This window comes from Streptomyces sp. CS113 (assembly GCF_002188365.1).
GTDB classification, from domain to species: Bacteria; Actinomycetota; Actinomycetes; order Streptomycetales; family Streptomycetaceae; genus Streptomyces; species Streptomyces tendae.
The window spans coordinates 6,428,503-6,442,907 of record NZ_KZ195574.1 but is presented as its reverse complement, the minus strand read 5'-3'; the positions used below and the strand labels follow the sequence as shown (position 1 = coordinate 6,442,907).

Annotated in this window: 15 protein-coding genes; 6 read left to right on the top strand and 9 right to left on the bottom strand. The window is 74.3% G+C overall.

Going from position 1 to position 14,405, the window contains the following annotated elements:
* Nucleotides 1-123 precede the first annotated feature (123 nt).
* A complete protein-coding gene (locus tag B9W62_RS28910; protein WP_087809896.1) occupies nucleotides 124-855 on the bottom strand; it encodes a VIT1/CCC1 transporter family protein in 732 nt (243 codons plus the stop codon).
* 235 nt (nucleotides 856-1,090) lie between these two features.
* Here B9W62_RS28910 and B9W62_RS28905 point away from each other — a divergent pair, with 235 nt between their 5' ends.
* Genes B9W62_RS28905 through B9W62_RS28880 form a run of 6 tightly spaced genes read left to right on the top strand, consistent with a single transcriptional unit; the run spans nucleotide 1,091 to nucleotide 8,135 of the window.
* On the top strand, nucleotides 1,091-2,230 hold the full coding sequence (locus tag B9W62_RS28905; RefSeq protein ID WP_256976623.1) for an ADP-ribosylglycohydrolase family protein: 1,140 nt from the start codon (nucleotides 1,091-1,093) through the stop codon (nucleotides 2,228-2,230).
* Entirely contained in the window at nucleotides 2,227-3,504 is a 1,278-nt protein-coding gene (locus B9W62_RS28900) for an ADP-ribosylglycohydrolase family protein (protein WP_087809895.1), read from the top strand. The genes B9W62_RS28905 and B9W62_RS28900 overlap by 4 nt, the downstream gene beginning before the upstream one ends.
* Nucleotides 3,501-4,679: an ADP-ribosylglycohydrolase family protein gene (locus tag B9W62_RS28895; RefSeq protein ID WP_087809894.1), complete on the top strand. Its 1,179-nt coding sequence runs from the start codon at nucleotides 3,501-3,503 to the stop codon at nucleotides 4,677-4,679. Before B9W62_RS28900 ends, B9W62_RS28895 begins: the two co-directional genes overlap by 4 nt.
* Nucleotides 4,667-6,100: an ADP-ribosylglycohydrolase family protein gene (locus tag B9W62_RS28890; protein ID WP_087809893.1), complete on the top strand. Its 1,434-nt coding sequence runs from the start codon at nucleotides 4,667-4,669 to the stop codon at nucleotides 6,098-6,100. Before B9W62_RS28895 ends, B9W62_RS28890 begins: the two co-directional genes overlap by 13 nt.
* Nucleotides 6,082-7,314, top strand: a complete 1,233-nt coding sequence (locus tag B9W62_RS28885) for a CaiB/BaiF CoA transferase family protein (protein WP_087809892.1) — start codon at nucleotides 6,082-6,084, stop codon at nucleotides 7,312-7,314. Before B9W62_RS28890 ends, B9W62_RS28885 begins: the two co-directional genes overlap by 19 nt.
* A complete protein-coding gene (locus B9W62_RS28880; protein ID WP_087809891.1) occupies nucleotides 7,311-8,135 on the top strand; it encodes an HpcH/HpaI aldolase/citrate lyase family protein in 825 nt (274 codons plus the stop codon). Before B9W62_RS28885 ends, B9W62_RS28880 begins: the two co-directional genes overlap by 4 nt.
* Nucleotides 8,136-8,221: 86 nt before the next feature.
* Here the strand turns inward: B9W62_RS28880 and lgt are convergent, their stop codons facing one another.
* The 8 genes from lgt to B9W62_RS28840 form a co-directional block, all read right to left on the bottom strand.
* Nucleotides 8,222-9,286: a prolipoprotein diacylglyceryl transferase gene (gene lgt / locus B9W62_RS28875; RefSeq protein WP_087809890.1), complete on the bottom strand. Its 1,065-nt coding sequence runs from the start codon at nucleotides 9,284-9,286 to the stop codon at nucleotides 8,222-8,224.
* Nucleotides 9,287-9,362: 76 nt separating this feature from the next.
* On the bottom strand, nucleotides 9,363-10,136 hold the full coding sequence (locus tag B9W62_RS28870; protein WP_179235721.1) for a DsbA family protein: 774 nt from the start codon (nucleotides 10,134-10,136) through the stop codon (nucleotides 9,363-9,365).
* 86 nt (nucleotides 10,137-10,222) lie between these two features.
* Nucleotides 10,223-11,038, bottom strand: a complete 816-nt coding sequence (gene trpA, locus B9W62_RS28865; protein WP_087809888.1) for a tryptophan synthase subunit alpha — start codon at nucleotides 11,036-11,038, stop codon at nucleotides 10,223-10,225.
* Nucleotides 11,035-12,318, bottom strand: coding sequence for a tryptophan synthase subunit beta (trpB, locus tag B9W62_RS28860; RefSeq protein WP_087809887.1), 1,284 nt, complete (start codon nucleotides 12,316-12,318; stop codon nucleotides 11,035-11,037). Before trpB ends, trpA begins: the two co-directional genes overlap by 4 nt.
* Nucleotides 12,319-12,434: 116 nt before the next feature.
* On the bottom strand, nucleotides 12,435-12,626 hold the full coding sequence (trpM, locus tag B9W62_RS41270) for a tryptophan biosynthesis modulator TrpM (RefSeq protein ID WP_087809886.1): 192 nt from the start codon (nucleotides 12,624-12,626) through the stop codon (nucleotides 12,435-12,437).
* 21 nt (nucleotides 12,627-12,647) lie between these two features.
* The gene (gene trpC, locus B9W62_RS28850; protein ID WP_087809885.1) at nucleotides 12,648-13,457 is read right to left on the bottom strand and encodes an indole-3-glycerol phosphate synthase TrpC; all 810 of its coding nucleotides are present in this window, start codon (nucleotides 13,455-13,457) and stop codon (nucleotides 12,648-12,650) included.
* A 117-nt stretch (nucleotides 13,458-13,574) separates the two neighbouring features.
* Nucleotides 13,575-14,021, bottom strand: a complete 447-nt coding sequence (locus B9W62_RS28845) for a DUF2752 domain-containing protein (RefSeq protein WP_087809884.1) — start codon at nucleotides 14,019-14,021, stop codon at nucleotides 13,575-13,577.
* Between the two features lie 102 nt (nucleotides 14,022-14,123).
* Complete coding sequence (locus B9W62_RS28840; RefSeq protein WP_087809883.1) at nucleotides 14,124-14,375, bottom strand: HGxxPAAW family protein; 252 nt, start codon at nucleotides 14,373-14,375, stop codon at nucleotides 14,124-14,126.
* Nucleotides 14,376-14,405: the final 30 nt, after the last annotated feature.

The following is a 14,405-nucleotide window of genomic DNA, read 5'->3' as shown; positions in this document are numbered from 1 at the left end:
ACTCCGCGCATGCACGGCAGGCTTCATTGCCCACAGCGCTTACGGCTCATGCCCGGAGATTACGCACTCGAAACCAGCGAGTAACGGCTACTTATGCGGCCCGCCGCATAAGTTCGAGCCGGGCTATCCTACGGCCGTTCCGAACAGGCTGCCCAGGAGATACGTCACACCGGCCGCCGCGCCACCGAGGGCGAGCTGCCGCAGGCCGCTGTACCACCAGCTGCGGGCCGTGACCTTGGCGACCACCGCGCCGCACAGGAACAGTCCGGCCAGTGCCAGCAGCACGGCGGGCCACAGCGCACCGGCGCCGAGCAGGAAGGGCAGGACGGGGAGCAGGGCGCCCAGCGCGAAGGAGCCGAACGAGGACACGGCCGCAACGGTCGGCGAGGGCAGGTCGGAGGGGTCGATGCCCAGCTCCTCGCGGGCGTGTATCTCCAGCGCCTGCTCGGGGTCGCTGGACAGCTGGCGGGCCACCTCGCGCGCGAGGTGCGGCTCGACGCCGCGCGATTCGTAGAGCGCGGCCAGCTCGGCCTCCTCGTCCGCCGGGTGCTTGCGCAGCTCGCGGCGCTCCACGTCCAGCTCGGCCTCGACCAGCTCGCGCTGGGAGGCGACGGAGGTGTACTCGCCCGCGGCCATGGAGAAGGCACCGGCGGCCAGGCCGGCGAGCCCGCTGATCACCACGGTCTGCTGGCTCGCGGTACCGCCGGCGACGCCGGTCATCAGGGCAAGGTTGGAGACCAGTCCGTCCATGGCGCCGAAGACGGCGGGGCGCAGCCAGCCGCCGTTCACGTCGCGGTGGGTGTGGTTGTCGCGGTGCGCCTCGTGCAGCGCCGCCTCGGTCTCGATGATGGCCATGCGGGTACCCCCGGGAAGCTAGTTTGGACTCGTTCTACTTTTTTAACAACACCCAATCTACGCCGATCATTTCCGTCCCGCCAGCAAGGAAAGGCTGGGCTTACCTGCGGTTTTGCCACTCCGCACTCATTCGTGATCATGCTCGCTCATATGTCGACCGGGTGACGCTGCGCCCGGTTCGGCTGCGGTGCGACCCGCACCGGGGACAGATGTGCGGAGGGAGAGGAGAGGCCGCATGGCATCCACCGCCTGCATTTCCCCGGGCCCCGCGCCGGGAGACGCCGTCGGGCTCCGTGACCGGGCCCGGGGCGCGCTGCTCGGACTGGCCGTCGGGGACGCCCTCGGGGCACCGGCCGAGAACATGAAGCCCTCCGAGATCCGCGCCCGCTGGGGCCGCATCACGGGGTACGTGGCCGACCGGCCCGCCGGTACGGACGACACGGAGTACGCGATCTTCTCCGGGCTGCTGCTGGCCCGCCACGGCGCCGGGCTCACCCAGGCCCATGTGGAGACGGCGTGGCACGAGTGGATCGCGGACCGGGAGGAGGGCCCGTTCCGGGGCGCGGGCTTCAGCGAACGCGGCACCCTGGAGAACCTGCGCCGGGGGCTCGCCGCCCCGATCTCGGCCCAGCACCGGCACGCCTGGAGCGACGGACTGGCCATGCGGGCCGCGCCGCACGGCGTGTTCGCGGCCGGGCGCCCCGCCGAGGCGGCCCGGCTGGCGGCGATCGACGGCGCGGTCAGCCACGAGGGCGAGGGCATCTACGGCGGCCAGGCGGTCGCGGCGGGCGTCGCGGCGGCGGTGGCCGGGGCGTCGACCGTCGCGGTGGTGGCGTCCGCCCTGGCCGTGATCCCGGACGACTCCTGGACGGCGCGCTGTCTGCGCCGCGCGCTGACGGCGGCCCACCGGGGCGAACGCGCGGTGCGCTCCGCGGTGGTCATCGGCGGCTACCCGTGGACCGACCTGGCCCCCGAGGCGGTCGCCCTCGCCTTCGGCGCGTACGCGGCGGCCGACGGCGACTTCACGGACTCCGTGCTGACGGCCGTCAACATGGGCCGCGACGCCGACACCACGGCCGCGGTGGCCGGCGCCCTGGCCGGCGCGACCCGGGGCGTCCACGCGATCCCGTCCGACTGGGCCACCGCCATCGGCCCGGCCCGCGGCACCTGCCTCCCGTCGATGGCCGGCCACCACGTCCTGGAGGTGGCGGACCTGCTGACCCGCGCGGCACGCGAAGCACCTCCGGACGCCGGTCATGCCGAAAACACCGGGAGCACAGGGAGCACCGGAAACGCCGGGACCACCGGGAGCACCGGGAAGCCTCCGGGCGAACCGTCCGGCACCGCCCGTGCGGCAGCGCGGGTGGGGCCGTGAGCAGGGCTCGCGCCGGGGTCGGGGCGACCGGCACCACGGCGTACGTCGAGGGGCCCGGTGTGCCGGAGGGGGTCGTGTCCAGCGGGAGCGGGCAGCGGCCGGGAGCCGAGCCGGGGACAGCGGCCGCGTGCCCCGCCGTGCCGCTGCCGGACCGCATCGAGGGGCTCCTGCTCGGGCTCGCCGCCGGGGACGCCGCCGGCTGGCCGGCCGCCCGGCACCGGGCCGCCCGCATGCCGGAGTGGACGCGTCGGCTCACCCGCGAGCTGGACACCTTCGCCGAGCAGAACGCGACCACCACCCTCCCCGTCCCCATCGCCCTGAACCAGCCCCCGGAACCGCTGCGCCTCGGCCCCTCGGACGACGCCGAGTGGGCGGCGTTCGCGGCGGAGGCGGTGCTGCGGGCCGGGGACGACAGCGTGCTCGGGGACCTGAGCCGGGACCGCCGGATGCGGGCCGCGATCGACCTGACCTGGAACTCCGTCGCCAGCGAGGTCGCCGCGGCGGCCGACCGCGCCCCCGAGGTGGAGTCCGCGGTGCTGCCGCTGCGCGCCCGCATCTCGGTGCGGGCCGGGCTCGGCAACCTCGCCGCCGGCCTGCGTCCCCCCGCCACCGGCCACGACAACCCGCACTACTTCGACGACGCCGCCTGCGTGCGGGCCTGCGTCCTGGCCGTCGCCCACCCCGGCGCCGCGCGCGAGGCCGCCGACCTCGCCGAGTTCGACGCCCGCTACACCCAGGACGGCGACGGCGTGCACGGCGCGCGGGCCATGGCGGCGGCGCTGGCCTGCGCCCTCGACGGTGCCGACGTGGACGCCTGTGTGACGGCCGCGCTCGCCGAACTCCCGCACGCCACGGAGATCGGCCGCAACGCCCGCCAGGCCCTGGCCCTCGCGGAGGACACCGAGAACACCTTCGCCCTGGTCCCGCTCCTCGAACACCGCATCGTCGACCACGTCTACAGCTACGGCATCGCCGCCGCCGAGACCGTCCCGGTCGCCCTCGCCCTGGCCACCGCCGCCCGGGGCCGCCTCGCGGAAGCGGTCCCCGCGGCGGCCTGTCTGTCCCGGGTCGCGGACTCCGCCCCCGCGCTGGCCGGCGCCCTCACCGGCGCGCTGGGCGGCGGCACCTCGGTCCCCGCGTCCTGGCGGGACGCCTGCCGCACCCTGCCCGGCTGCGTACTGCCCCGGCTCACCGGCACCGACCTGGTCGAACTCGCCGGTCTCCTGCACGCCACCCGACCGTCCCCACCGGAAGGACGAGGCACCGCCCCATGACTCCCCCGACCCCGGACCACAGCAGCACCGCATCCCTCGACGAGCGCGTCACCGGCGCCCTCGTCGGCGCGGCCGTCGGCGACGCCCTCGGCGGCCCCGTCGAGGGCTACTCCCCCGAGCAGATCCTCGAACGCCACGGCGGCCGCGTCCACGGCGTCGTCGGCCCCTGGAACGGCGACGACTGGCGCACCGCCCGCCCCCTGGCCCCGTACCACAAGGGCGACGGCCACGTCACCGACGACACCCTGATGACGCACGCGCTGGTCCGGGTCTACGGCACGGTCCGCGACCACCTCAACGCCCACGCCGTCGCCGAGCACCTGGTCCCGGACCTGATCACGCACCCCCGCTGGATCCCCGAGCTGGAGGCCGAGGCGCTGTTGCTCCAGCGGATCTTCCTCGCCGAGAAGTGGCTGGTCGCGCGGATCCACTACGGCCACGTGGACCCGCGCGAGGCCGGCACCGGCAACATCGTCAACTGCGGGGCCGCGATGTACATGGCCCCGGTCGGCCTGGTCAACGCGGCGAACCCGGCGGCGGCCTACGCCGAGGCCCTGGACGTCGCGGGCGCGCACCAGTCGTCGTACGGCCGGGAGGCGGCCGGTGTCCTCGCGGCGGCGGTGGCCGCGGCCTGTGCGCCGGGTGCGACCCCTCAGTCGGTGGTGGCCGCCGCGCTGGCCCTGGCCAAGGACGGCACCCGGGCCGCGATCGAGGCCGTGTGCGACGTGGCCTCGGGGCACACGGACTTCGAGTCGGCCCTGGCACCGCTGCGCGCGGCGGTGACCCCGTACGACACGGTGGGCCCCGACTACCGCTCGCCCTCGCTGGGCGCCCGCCGCCCCTCGCGCCTGCACGCCATCGAGGAACTGCCGATCGCCCTGGGCATGCTGCTCGTCTCCGGCGGCGACTTCCGGCACGCGGTCCTCGGCGCGGTCAACTACGGCCGCGACTGCGACTCCATCGCCACGATGGCGGGCGCTCTGGCCGGGGCGCTCGGATCGCCGGTGCCCGAGGAGTGGGCGAAGACCGTCGCGGAGGCGAGCCGACTGGACCTGTGGGAACCGGCCGTCACGCTCACCCGGGTCGCGCGGGAGGTCTTCGAGCGGGACGTCCGGCGCCGCCGCGCCCACGAGGAGGCGTTCGCCGCGATCGGGGGCGCGGGATGCTCCGGCTGACCTGGGTCCAGCCCGAGGACCTGGTCGGCCACGAGCTGCGCCAGGCACGGCTGGACGGCCGCGACGCGTCGGCGGTCGCGGCCCGCTGGCGCGCGGCGGGCGGCGGCGCGGCACCGCCCCGGGCGGGCGCCTCCGACCGGCCCGCCTCCCCCGGCCTCCGAGCGCTGGCCGGGGAACTCCTGGACGAACTGGCCCGCCTGCCCAGTGTGTCGGCGGACGCCGAGCCGACCGAATACGACCGGATCAGGGCGCTGTGCCCCGACTGGCCCGCCCCGCGTCCCGGAGCCCGGGTGTCGCCCGCCCGGCTGGAGGCCGCCTGGCTCGGTCGCGCCGTCGGCTGCCTCCTCGGCAAACCCGTCGAGAAGCTCCCCCTGTCCGGCATCCGCCGCCTGGGCCGGGCCGCCGGCAACTGGCCCCCGACCGCGTACTTCACCGCCCGGGGCGTCCCCGGCGACCTGCTCGCCGCGTATCCGTGGAACCGCCGCTCCGCGCCCACCTCCCTCGCCGAGAACATCGACGGCATGCCGGAGGACGACGACCTCAACTACCCGCTCCTGGGCCTCAAGCTCCTCCAGCGCCACGGCCGGGGCTTCGAGACGGCCGACGTGGCCCGGGTGTGGCTCGACGAGCTCCCGGCCGGCCGTACCTTCACCGCCGAACGCGTCGCCTACCGCAACCTCCTGAGCGGCGTCGAGCCTCCCGACACCGCCCGCCACCGCAACCCGTTCCGCGAGTGGATCGGCGCCCTGATCCGCGCCGACGTGCACGGCTGGACCAACCCGGGCGACCCGGGCGCCGCCGCCGAACAGGCGCACCGCGACGCGACCCTCACCCACACCGCGGTCGGCGTCCACGCGGCGATGTTCGCGGCGGCCGTCATCGCCACCGCCGCGGGCACGGACACCGACACCGACACCGGCACCGGCACCGGCACCCGCACCCGCACCGGCACCGGCGCACCCGACGTCCACACCTGTCTGCGCGCCGGCCTCGCGGTCGTGCCGCCCGGCTCCCGCCTCGCCGGGGCCGTCCGCCACGCCGTGCGGCTCGCGGCCGCGCACGCCGACTTCGACACCGTCGTGGACGGGCTCCACGCCGTGCACTCCCCCGCCCACCACTGGGTGCACGCCGTCCCCAACACCGCCCTGATCGCCGCCGCGCTCACCCACGCGGACGGCGACTTCACCGGCTCGGTCTCGCGTGTCGTGTCGGGCGGCTGGGACACCGACTCCAACGGCGCCACCGTCGGCAGCGTGGCGGGACTCCTCGCCGGGTCCCCGGCCGCGCTGCCCGCGCACTGGACGGCCCCGCTGAAGAACCGACTGGCCAGCTCCGTCGGCGACTTCGACGGCACCGGCTTCGACACCCTCGCCCACCTCACCCACCGGGAGGCCACCCGCCCATGCCCGAGCCCGCCGTGACCTCTGCGCACTCCGCCCCCGCCACCTCCGCCGCCCCGCTCACCGGCCTGCGCGTCCTCGACCTCGCCACCCTCTTCGCGGGGCCGCTCGCCGCCACCATGCTCGGTGACTTCGGCGCCGACGTGATCAAGGTCGAGCACCCCACCCGGCCCGACCCCTCCCGGGGACACGGCCCGTCGAAGGACGGCGTGGGCCTGTGGTGGAAGCTGCTGGGCCGCAACAAGCACGCGATCACCCTCGACCTGTCGAAACCCGCCGGGCGCACCACCCTGCTCCGCCTCGCCGCCACCGCCGACGTGGTCGTCGAGAACTTCCGGCCGGGCACCCTGGAGAAGTGGGACCTGGGCTGGGACGAGCTGTCCGCCGTCAACCCGCGCCTGGTCCTCACCCGGGTCACCGGCTTCGGCCAGTTCGGTCCCTACGCGCGCCGCCCCGGCTTCGGCACCCTCGCCGAGGCCATGAGCGGCTTCGCGGCGATGACCGGCGAGCCCGACGCGCCGCCGACGCTGCCGCCGTTCGGCCTCGCCGACTCGATCGCGGCGCTGGCGACGGCGTACGCGGTGATGACGGCGCTGGCCGCCCGGGAGCGCACCGGCGAGGGACAGGTCGTCGACATGGCGATCATCGAGCCGATCCTGACCGTGCTCGGCCCCCAGCCCCTCTGGTACGACCAGCTCGGCCACGTCCAGCCGCGCACCGGCAACCGCTCGCAGAACAACGCCCCGCGCAACACCTACCGCACCGCCGACGGCACCTGGGTCGCCGTCTCCACCTCGGCCCAGTCGGTCGCCGAGCGGGTGATGCGGCTGGTGGGCCGCCCGGAGCTGATCGACGAGCCCTGGTTCGCGACGGGCGCCGACCGGGCCCGGCACGCCGACGTGCTGGACGCGGCGGTCGGCGACTGGATCGCCCGGCACACCCGCGCCGACGTGCTCGCGGCGTTCGAGGAGGCCGAGGCGGCCGTCGCGCCGGTCCAGGACGTGCGGGACGTGCTGGCCGACCCGCAGTACCAGGCCCTCGACACCGTCACCACGGTCGACGACCCCGAGCTGGGCCCGCTGCGCATGCAGAACGTCCTCTTCCGGCTCTCCGCCACGCCGGGCGCGATCCGCTGGGCGGGCCGCCCGCACGGCGCCGACACCGAGGAGGTGCTGACCGGGCTGGGACTCACCCCGGCGGACGTGAAGGAGCTGCGTGAGGAGGGCGTCGTATGACCGCACCTCCGCTGACCTGGTTGTACGCCCCCGGGGACCGGCCCCGGGTGGTGGCCAAGGCGCTGGCCGCCGGGGCCGACGTGGTGGTGGTCGACCTGGAGGACGCGGTCGCCGCCGACCGCAAGGAGTACGCCCGCGACGCCACGGCCGAGTTGCTCGGCGAGCCGCAGCCGGTGCCGGTGCACGTCCGCGTCAACGCCCTGGACGGTCCGCTCGCCGCCGACGACCTGGCGGCGCTGGCCCCGCTGCCGGGCCTGTCCGGGCTGCGGCTGCCCAAGATCACGTCGCCGGAGCAGGTCACCGGCGTCGCCGCCGCCACCGGCGGGCCGCCGCTGTACGCCCTGCTGGAGACGGCCCTGGGGGTCGAGCGGGCGTACCGGATCGCCGCCGCCCACCCGGCGCTGCGCGGCATCGCCCTCGGGGAGGCGGACCTGAGGGCCGACCTGGGCGTGCGCGGGGACGCCGGCCTGGACTGGTCGCGCTCGCGCGTGGTCGTGGCCGCACGGGCGGCGGGACTCGCACCGCCGTCCCAGACGGTGCACCCGGACACCCGGGACCTGGAGGGCCTGGCGGCGTCCTGTGCGCACGGCCGCGCCCTGGGGTTCCTGGGGCGGGCGGCGATCCACCCCCGCCAGCTGCCGATCATCGAGCGGGCGTATCTGCCGACCGAGCGGGAGCTGGAGGAGGCGGAGACGATCCTCAAGGCGGCCACGGTCCAGCCGGGCGCGCAGGCGCTGCCGGACGGCCGGTTCATCGACGCGGCGGTGGTGGCGACGGCCCGGCGCACCCTGTCCCTGGCCCGGCGGCCGGCTCTGTCCTGAGCCCTGAGCCCCGGCCCGGCACACGCCGAGGGCGCCCGGAGTGTCCTCCCGGGCGCCCTCGGCGGCGTGTGTGGTGGGGCGCGGCGTCAGCCCTTCTTCGCGGAGTCGGCGCCGTCCCTCACGGCCCCGGAGTCCTTCGCGTCCTCCGGGTCGTGCGCGTCCTCGGCGGCATCGGTGGACTCGGCGGTCCCGGTGGCCTTGGTGAGGTCGGGGGCATCGGCCTGCTCCCCGGTCCCCGCCTCGTCCCCGTCTTCGGTCGCGGTGTCCGCGGCGTCCGCCCGGTCCTCCTTCGAGTCCTTGTCCCCCTCGGACCCGGCGTCGCCGGCGGCGGTCTCCGCACCCGGCTCCACCACGGCCTCCCGGCCCGGCCGCATCCGTGCCGAGAGCACGATGTACAGCACGGCGAGCAGGAACACGAAGAGCGCCGTCCAGTTGTTCAGGCGCAGGCCCAGGATGTGGTGGGCGTCGTCGACGCGCATGTACTCGATCCAGAACCGGCCCGCGCAGTACGCGGCCACGTACAGGGCGAAGGCGCGCCCGTGGCCGAGCTTGAAGCGGCGGTCGGCCCAGATGACGAGCAGCGCGACACCGATGCACCACAGCGACTCGTACAGGAACGTCGGGTGGTAGGTGCCCGGCACCCGTCCGTCCGACGTCGAGGTGATCTCCACGGCCCACGGCAGGTCGGTCGCCTTGCCGTACAGCTCCTGGTTGAACCAGTTGCCCCAGCGGCCGATGGCCTGCGCGAGAGCGATACCGGGGGCGACGGCGTCGGCGTACGCGGGCATCGGGACGCCCCGGCGGCGGGCGCCGATCCAGGCACCCACCGCACCGAAGGCGATCGCGCCCCAGATGCCGAGTCCGCCCTCCCAGATCTTGAAGGCGTCGACCCAGTCACGGCCCTCGCTGAAGTACAACTGGTAGTCCGTGATCACGTGGTAGAGGCGCCCGCCGATCAGGCCGAAGGGAACGGCCCAGACCGCGATGTCGGCCACCGTGCCCGGCCGCCCGCCCCGGGCGATCCAGCGCCGGTTGCCGAGCCAGACGGCAACGAAGACGCCGATGATGATGCAGAACGCGTAGCCGCGCAGCGGGATGGGACCGAGGTGCAGCACCCCGCGCGACGGGCTGGGAATGAAGGCAAGTTCCATGGCAGGGTCGACGCTACCGTGTCGGACGGGACACGCGGCGGGCAGCCCGGCTACGGGTCCGTAACGAGCGGGCGCGCTACTTGTTGGCCTCCTCCACCATCTGCTTGAACTTGGCCGGGGTCATGGAGCGGTCCTGGTAGATGTTCTTGCCGTCCAGGAGCACCGTCGGGGTGCCGCTGAAGCCGCCGTTCTGGAAGGCCTTGTTGGACTTCTCGACCCAGCTGTTGTGCTTGCCGTTCTTGACGCACTCCTGGAACAGGGTGGTGTCGAGGCCGTCGACCTTGCCCGCCAGGTCGAGGAGTTTGTCCTCGTCGGCGAAGGCGTCGTCGGCCTCCGGCGGCTGGTTGTCGTAGAGCACGTCGTGGTACGGCGGGAACTTTCCGGCGTCCTGGGCGCAGGCCGCGGCGTTGGCGGCCTTGCGGGAGCCGGTGCCGCCCATGTTGCCGTCGATGATGGTCGCCAGGTGGTACTCGACCTTGAGCTGCCCGGCGTCGGTCAGCTCGTGGATGGTGTCGCGGTACGCCAGCTCGAAGGCCTTGCAGGCCGGGCAGCGGAAGTCCTCCCAGACGGTGAGCGTCGACTTGGCGCTCTCCTTGCCGACGGGGATCGCGAGGCCGTCCTTGCCCTGCGCCCCCGAGGGGGCCACGACCGGACCCGCCGACTCGCTGCCGTCGTCCTTGCCCGCGTTCGCGGCGACCACGCCGATCACCGCCGCGAGGCCCAGCACGCAGACCACGCTCGCGCCGACGATCAGCGCACGGCGGCGCTTGTCCCTGGACTTCTGCTTCTCGCGCTCGGCCGCCAGCTTCTCGCGGGCGCCGCGCTTTCCCTGTCGGTTCTTCTCGCTCACACCCCGCAGAACGAACCGGGGAGGCGCAGCGCGCCTCCCCGGTCCCGAGTCCACTCGTACGAGGGACCTCTGTCATGTGCCGGTGCTCACGCCTGTTTGCGCACGCCCTTCGCCAGGTCGGCGGCGAGGGCGCGGACGCCCTCCAGGCCGGCCGCGTCGTCGGGCGCGTCCAGCATCCGCTTGACGAACGCCGAGCCGACGATCACGCCGTCGGCGAACCGGGCGACCTCGGCGGCCTGGGCGGCGTTGGAGACACCGAGGCCGACGCAGACCGGGGTGTCGGTGGTGGCGCGGGTGCGCCGCACCAGGTCCTCGGCCTGCGCCCCGACCGACTCGCGGGTGCCGGTGACGCCCATGAGGGAGGCGGCGTACACGAAGCCGCTGCCGGCCGCGGTGATCTCGGCGAGCCGCGCGTCCTTGCTGCTGGGCGCGACCACGAAGACCGTGGCGAGGCCGTGCTTGTCGGCGTGCTCCCGCCACAGCGCCGACTCCTGGACCGGCAGGTCGGGCAGGATGCACCCGGCGCCGCCCGCCTCGGCCAGCTCGGCGGTGAACCGCTCCACGCCGTAGCGGTCGATCGGGTTCCAGTACGTCATGACGAGGATCGGCTTGCCGGTGGCCTCGTGCGCCTCGCGGACCGTGCGCATCACGTCGGCGATCCGCACGCCGCCGCGCAGCGCGATGTCGTCGGCGGTCTGGATCACCGGGCCGTCGAGCACCGGGTCGCTGTGCGGCAGGCCCACCTCGACGACGTCGGCGCCCCCGTCGAGCGCGGCCTTGACCGCCTCGATGCCGCCGGTCACGGTCGGGAAGCCGGCCGGGAGGTAGGCGATCAGGGCGGCGCGGCCCTCGGACTTCGCGGCCGCGAGGGTGTCGTTCAGCAGCTGTACGTTCCCGCTCACTTGGCGTCCCCCTCGATCTCCGCGGCGCCGGTCTCGTCGGCGGCGACCTCGGCGTCGGTGTCGTACAGCCCGAAGTAGCGGGCGGCGGTGTCCATGTCCTTGTCGCCGCGGCCGGACAGGTTGACCACGAGCAGCCCGTCCCTGCCCAGCTCCTTGCCGACCTCCAGGGCCCCGGCCAGCGCGTGGGCGCTCTCGATGGCCGGGATGATGCCCTCGGTGCGCGACAGCAGGCGCAGGGCCTGCATGGCGGCGTCGTCGGTGACCGCGCGGTACTCGCCGCGGCCGGAGTCCTTGAGGTGGGCGTGCTCGGGGCCGATGCCCGGGTAGTCCAGGCCGGCCGAGATCGAGTACGGCTCGGTGATCTGGCCCTCGTCGTCCTGGAGGACGTAGGACCGGGAGCCGTGCAGGATGCCGGGCTCGCCCGCGGTCAGGGTGGCCGCGTGCTCGCCGGTCTCGACGCCGTGCCCGGCGGGCTCGCAGCCGATGAGGCGGACGCCGGTGTCGGGGATGAAGGCGTGGAAGAGGCCGATGGCGTTGGAGCCGCCGCCGACGCAGGCGATCGCGGCGTCGGGCAGGCGCCCGGCCTGCTCCAGGAGCTGGCGCCTGGCCTCGACGCCGATGACGCGGTGGAAGTCGCGGACCATCGCCGGGAAGGGGTGGGGCCCGGCGACGGTGCCGAACAGGTAGTGGGTGCGGTCGACGTTGGCGACCCAGTCGCGGAACGCCTCGTTGATCGCGTCCTTCAGCGTGCGGCTGCCGGACTTCACGGCGATGACCTCGGCACCGAGCATGCGCATGCGGGCCACGTTGAGGGCCTGGCGGCGGGTGTCGATCTCGCCCATGTAGATGGTGCAGTCGAGGCCGAAGAGGGCGCAGGCGGTCGCCGTCGCCACACCGTGCTGGCCCGCGCCGGTCTCGGCGATCACCCGGGTCTTGCCCATGCGCTTGGTGAGCAGGGCCTGGCCGAGCACGTTGTTGATCTTGTGCGAGCCGGTGTGGTTCAGGTCCTCGCGCTTGAGGAAGATCCTGGCTCCGCCGGCGTGCTCCGCGAAACGGGGGACCTCGGTGAGGGAGGACGGGCGGCCGGTGTAGTGGACGAGGAGGTCGTCCAGCTCGCGGGCGAACTCCGGGTCGGACTTGGCCTTGTCGTACTCGACGGCGACCTCGTCGACCGCCGCGACGAGGGCCTCGGGGATGAACTTGCCGCCGTACACCCCGAAGTAGCCTTCGGGGCTGGGGATTTGACCCTCCGGGTCGGGGATGAAGAAGGTGCTGGGCATGCGTGTACCTCACGGTGAGTGTCTGATGTGACTGATCGCCGTGGGGGCGGGGGCCTCTCTGCCGGCCGCGAGCCACGTGTGGTTGCTCGCGCCCGCGCGACGGAGTCGCGAATGCGCTACAGCCCCGCGCCCCTTGCGGGGCGCGTGAGCCATCGCATGCCGTTCACTTGCCCGGGCTCGTCTCCGATGACGTACCGCACGCGGCGGCCGTGGACCCGGCGGGCGGGGGCGCGGCAGCCGCGGGGGCGGCAGCCGCGCGCCAGGCGCGCGTAGGGGTCCCGGGGGGCCGGGGCGAGCGGGAACGTCATGGGGATCAGCCTACCGGGGTGTCAGCCCCGGCCGTGGCGCAGTGCCGGATGTTCGCCGGCCGCGACCAGGTCGGAGACCGCCGTCTTGGGGTCGCGGCCGGTGACCAGGGACTCGCCGACCAGGACGGCGTCGGCGCCCTCGTTGGCGTAGGCGATGAGGTCGTGCGGGCCGCGGACGCCGGACTCGGCGACCTTGACGATGTGCGCGGGGATCTCCGGGGCGACCCGTTCGAACGTGCCGCGGTCCACTTCGAGCGTCTTCAGGTTGCGCGCGTTGACGCCGATGACCTTGGCGCCCGCGTCCACCGCGCGCTCGACCTCGTCCTCGTCGTGCACCTCGACCAGCGGGGTGAGTCCGATGGACTCGGCGCGCTCGATCAGCGACTCCAGCGCCGGCTGCTCGAGGGCCGCGACGATCAGCAGGACGAGGTCGGCGCCGTGCGCGCGGGCCTCCCACAGCTGGTACGAGGTGACGACGAAGTCCTTGCGCAGCACGGGGATGTCCACACGCGCGCGGACCGAGTCCAGGTCGGCCAGCGAGCCGCCGAAGCGGCGCTCCTCGGTGAGGACGGAGATGACGGCGGCGCCGCCCGCCTCGTAGTCGGCGGCGAGTCCGGCCGGGTCGGCGATGGCCGCGAGCGCGCCCTTGGAGGGGCTGGAGCGCTTGACCTCGCAGATGACCTTGACGCCGTCGCCGCGCAGCGCGGACACGCCGTCCTTGGCGGGCCGAGCCTTGGCCGCGCGCTCCTTGAGCTCGTCGAGGCTGACGCGCGCCTGCCGCTCCGCGAGGTCGGCACGGACTCCGTCGATGATCTCGTCGAGCACACTCACGCGAGCGGCCCCCTTTCAGACGGCAAAACCTGTGGTCACTGTGATGGTATCCGCAGCCGGGCACCGGTCCCGAATCCGGCCGATCCAAGTCCCACTACCTGGACGTTCCATGAATGATCAAGGGAGGAGCCAGCCGCCGTACGGCAGGTTCCGGACAACGGTGAAGACCAGTAGCAACGTCCCCAGCGTCCACAGGTGGACCGGTCCGAGGTCGATGCGCACGGGGCGGCCCCGCGCCGCGCGGATCACCCAGACGGTCCACAGGACGGCGAAGCCCAGATAGGCCAGGACGGCGGGCGCGTTGGCGTGCAGCGCCGCGGTCAGGTCGCCGTGGACGAAGGCGTGCGCGCTGCGCAGGCCGCCGCAGCCGGGGCAGTAGACGCCCGTGAAGCGCAGCAGGGGGCAGACGGGGTAGTGACCGGGCTCGTAGGGGTCCACGCTGCCCACGTAGGCGAAGGCCCCCGCGACGGCTGCGAGCACTCCCGCCGGGGCGGCCAGCCGGAGGGCCGCACCGCGGGGCTGGATGATGCCGGTCCGGCCGGGTTTCCCGCTCTCGACGTCCACGCCCGCATTCTGCCCCCGGCGGCCCCCGCACGCACGTGAGGGGCGGTCCGGGCACTCCCGTGCCGGTCCGCCCCTCAGGAGGCCGGTGACCGCCGCGCCCGGTCAGCCCTTGGCGCCGGCCTCGACGCGCTCGCCCGCGACCTGGTGCACGGGGTGGTTCTGCTTCGGCTGGCCGAGGCCCATCATCCTCATGATGTAGCCGACGACACCACCGAGGAGCACGACCGCCATGCCGGCCCAGAAGCCCCACGGCTGGGCCGCCACCATGAACATGCCCGCGATGCAGAAACCGATGAAGGCGATGATGACACCGGTCCAGGCGGCCGGGGTGTGACCGTGGCTGCTGCCCGCCATTGCTTGCTCCTCGTTGCTGTGTGCCAAGTC

Coding starts and splice junctions, on each gene's coding strand:
- B9W62_RS28880 (WP_087809891.1), top strand. CDS start 7,311: ATGACCGCACCTCCGCTGACCTGGTTGTACGCCCCCGGGGACCGGCCC.
- B9W62_RS28910 (WP_087809896.1), bottom strand. CDS start 855: ATGGCCATCATCGAGACCGAGGCGGCGCTGCACGAGGCGCACCGCGAC.
- B9W62_RS28895 (WP_087809894.1), top strand. CDS start 3,501: ATGACTCCCCCGACCCCGGACCACAGCAGCACCGCATCCCTCGACGAG.
- lgt (WP_087809890.1), bottom strand. CDS start 9,286: ATGGAACTTGCCTTCATTCCCAGCCCGTCGCGCGGGGTGCTGCACCTC.
- B9W62_RS28885 (WP_087809892.1), top strand. CDS start 6,082: ATGCCCGAGCCCGCCGTGACCTCTGCGCACTCCGCCCCCGCCACCTCC.
- B9W62_RS28840 (WP_087809883.1), bottom strand. CDS start 14,375: ATGGCGGGCAGCAGCCACGGTCACACCCCGGCCGCCTGGACCGGTGTC.
- trpB (WP_087809887.1), bottom strand. CDS start 12,318: ATGCCCAGCACCTTCTTCATCCCCGACCCGGAGGGTCAAATCCCCAGC.
- trpM (WP_087809886.1), bottom strand. CDS start 12,626: ATGACGTTCCCGCTCGCCCCGGCCCCCCGGGACCCCTACGCGCGCCTG.
- B9W62_RS28905 (WP_256976623.1), top strand. CDS start 1,091: ATGGCATCCACCGCCTGCATTTCCCCGGGCCCCGCGCCGGGAGACGCC.
- B9W62_RS28890 (WP_087809893.1), top strand. CDS start 4,667: ATGCTCCGGCTGACCTGGGTCCAGCCCGAGGACCTGGTCGGCCACGAG.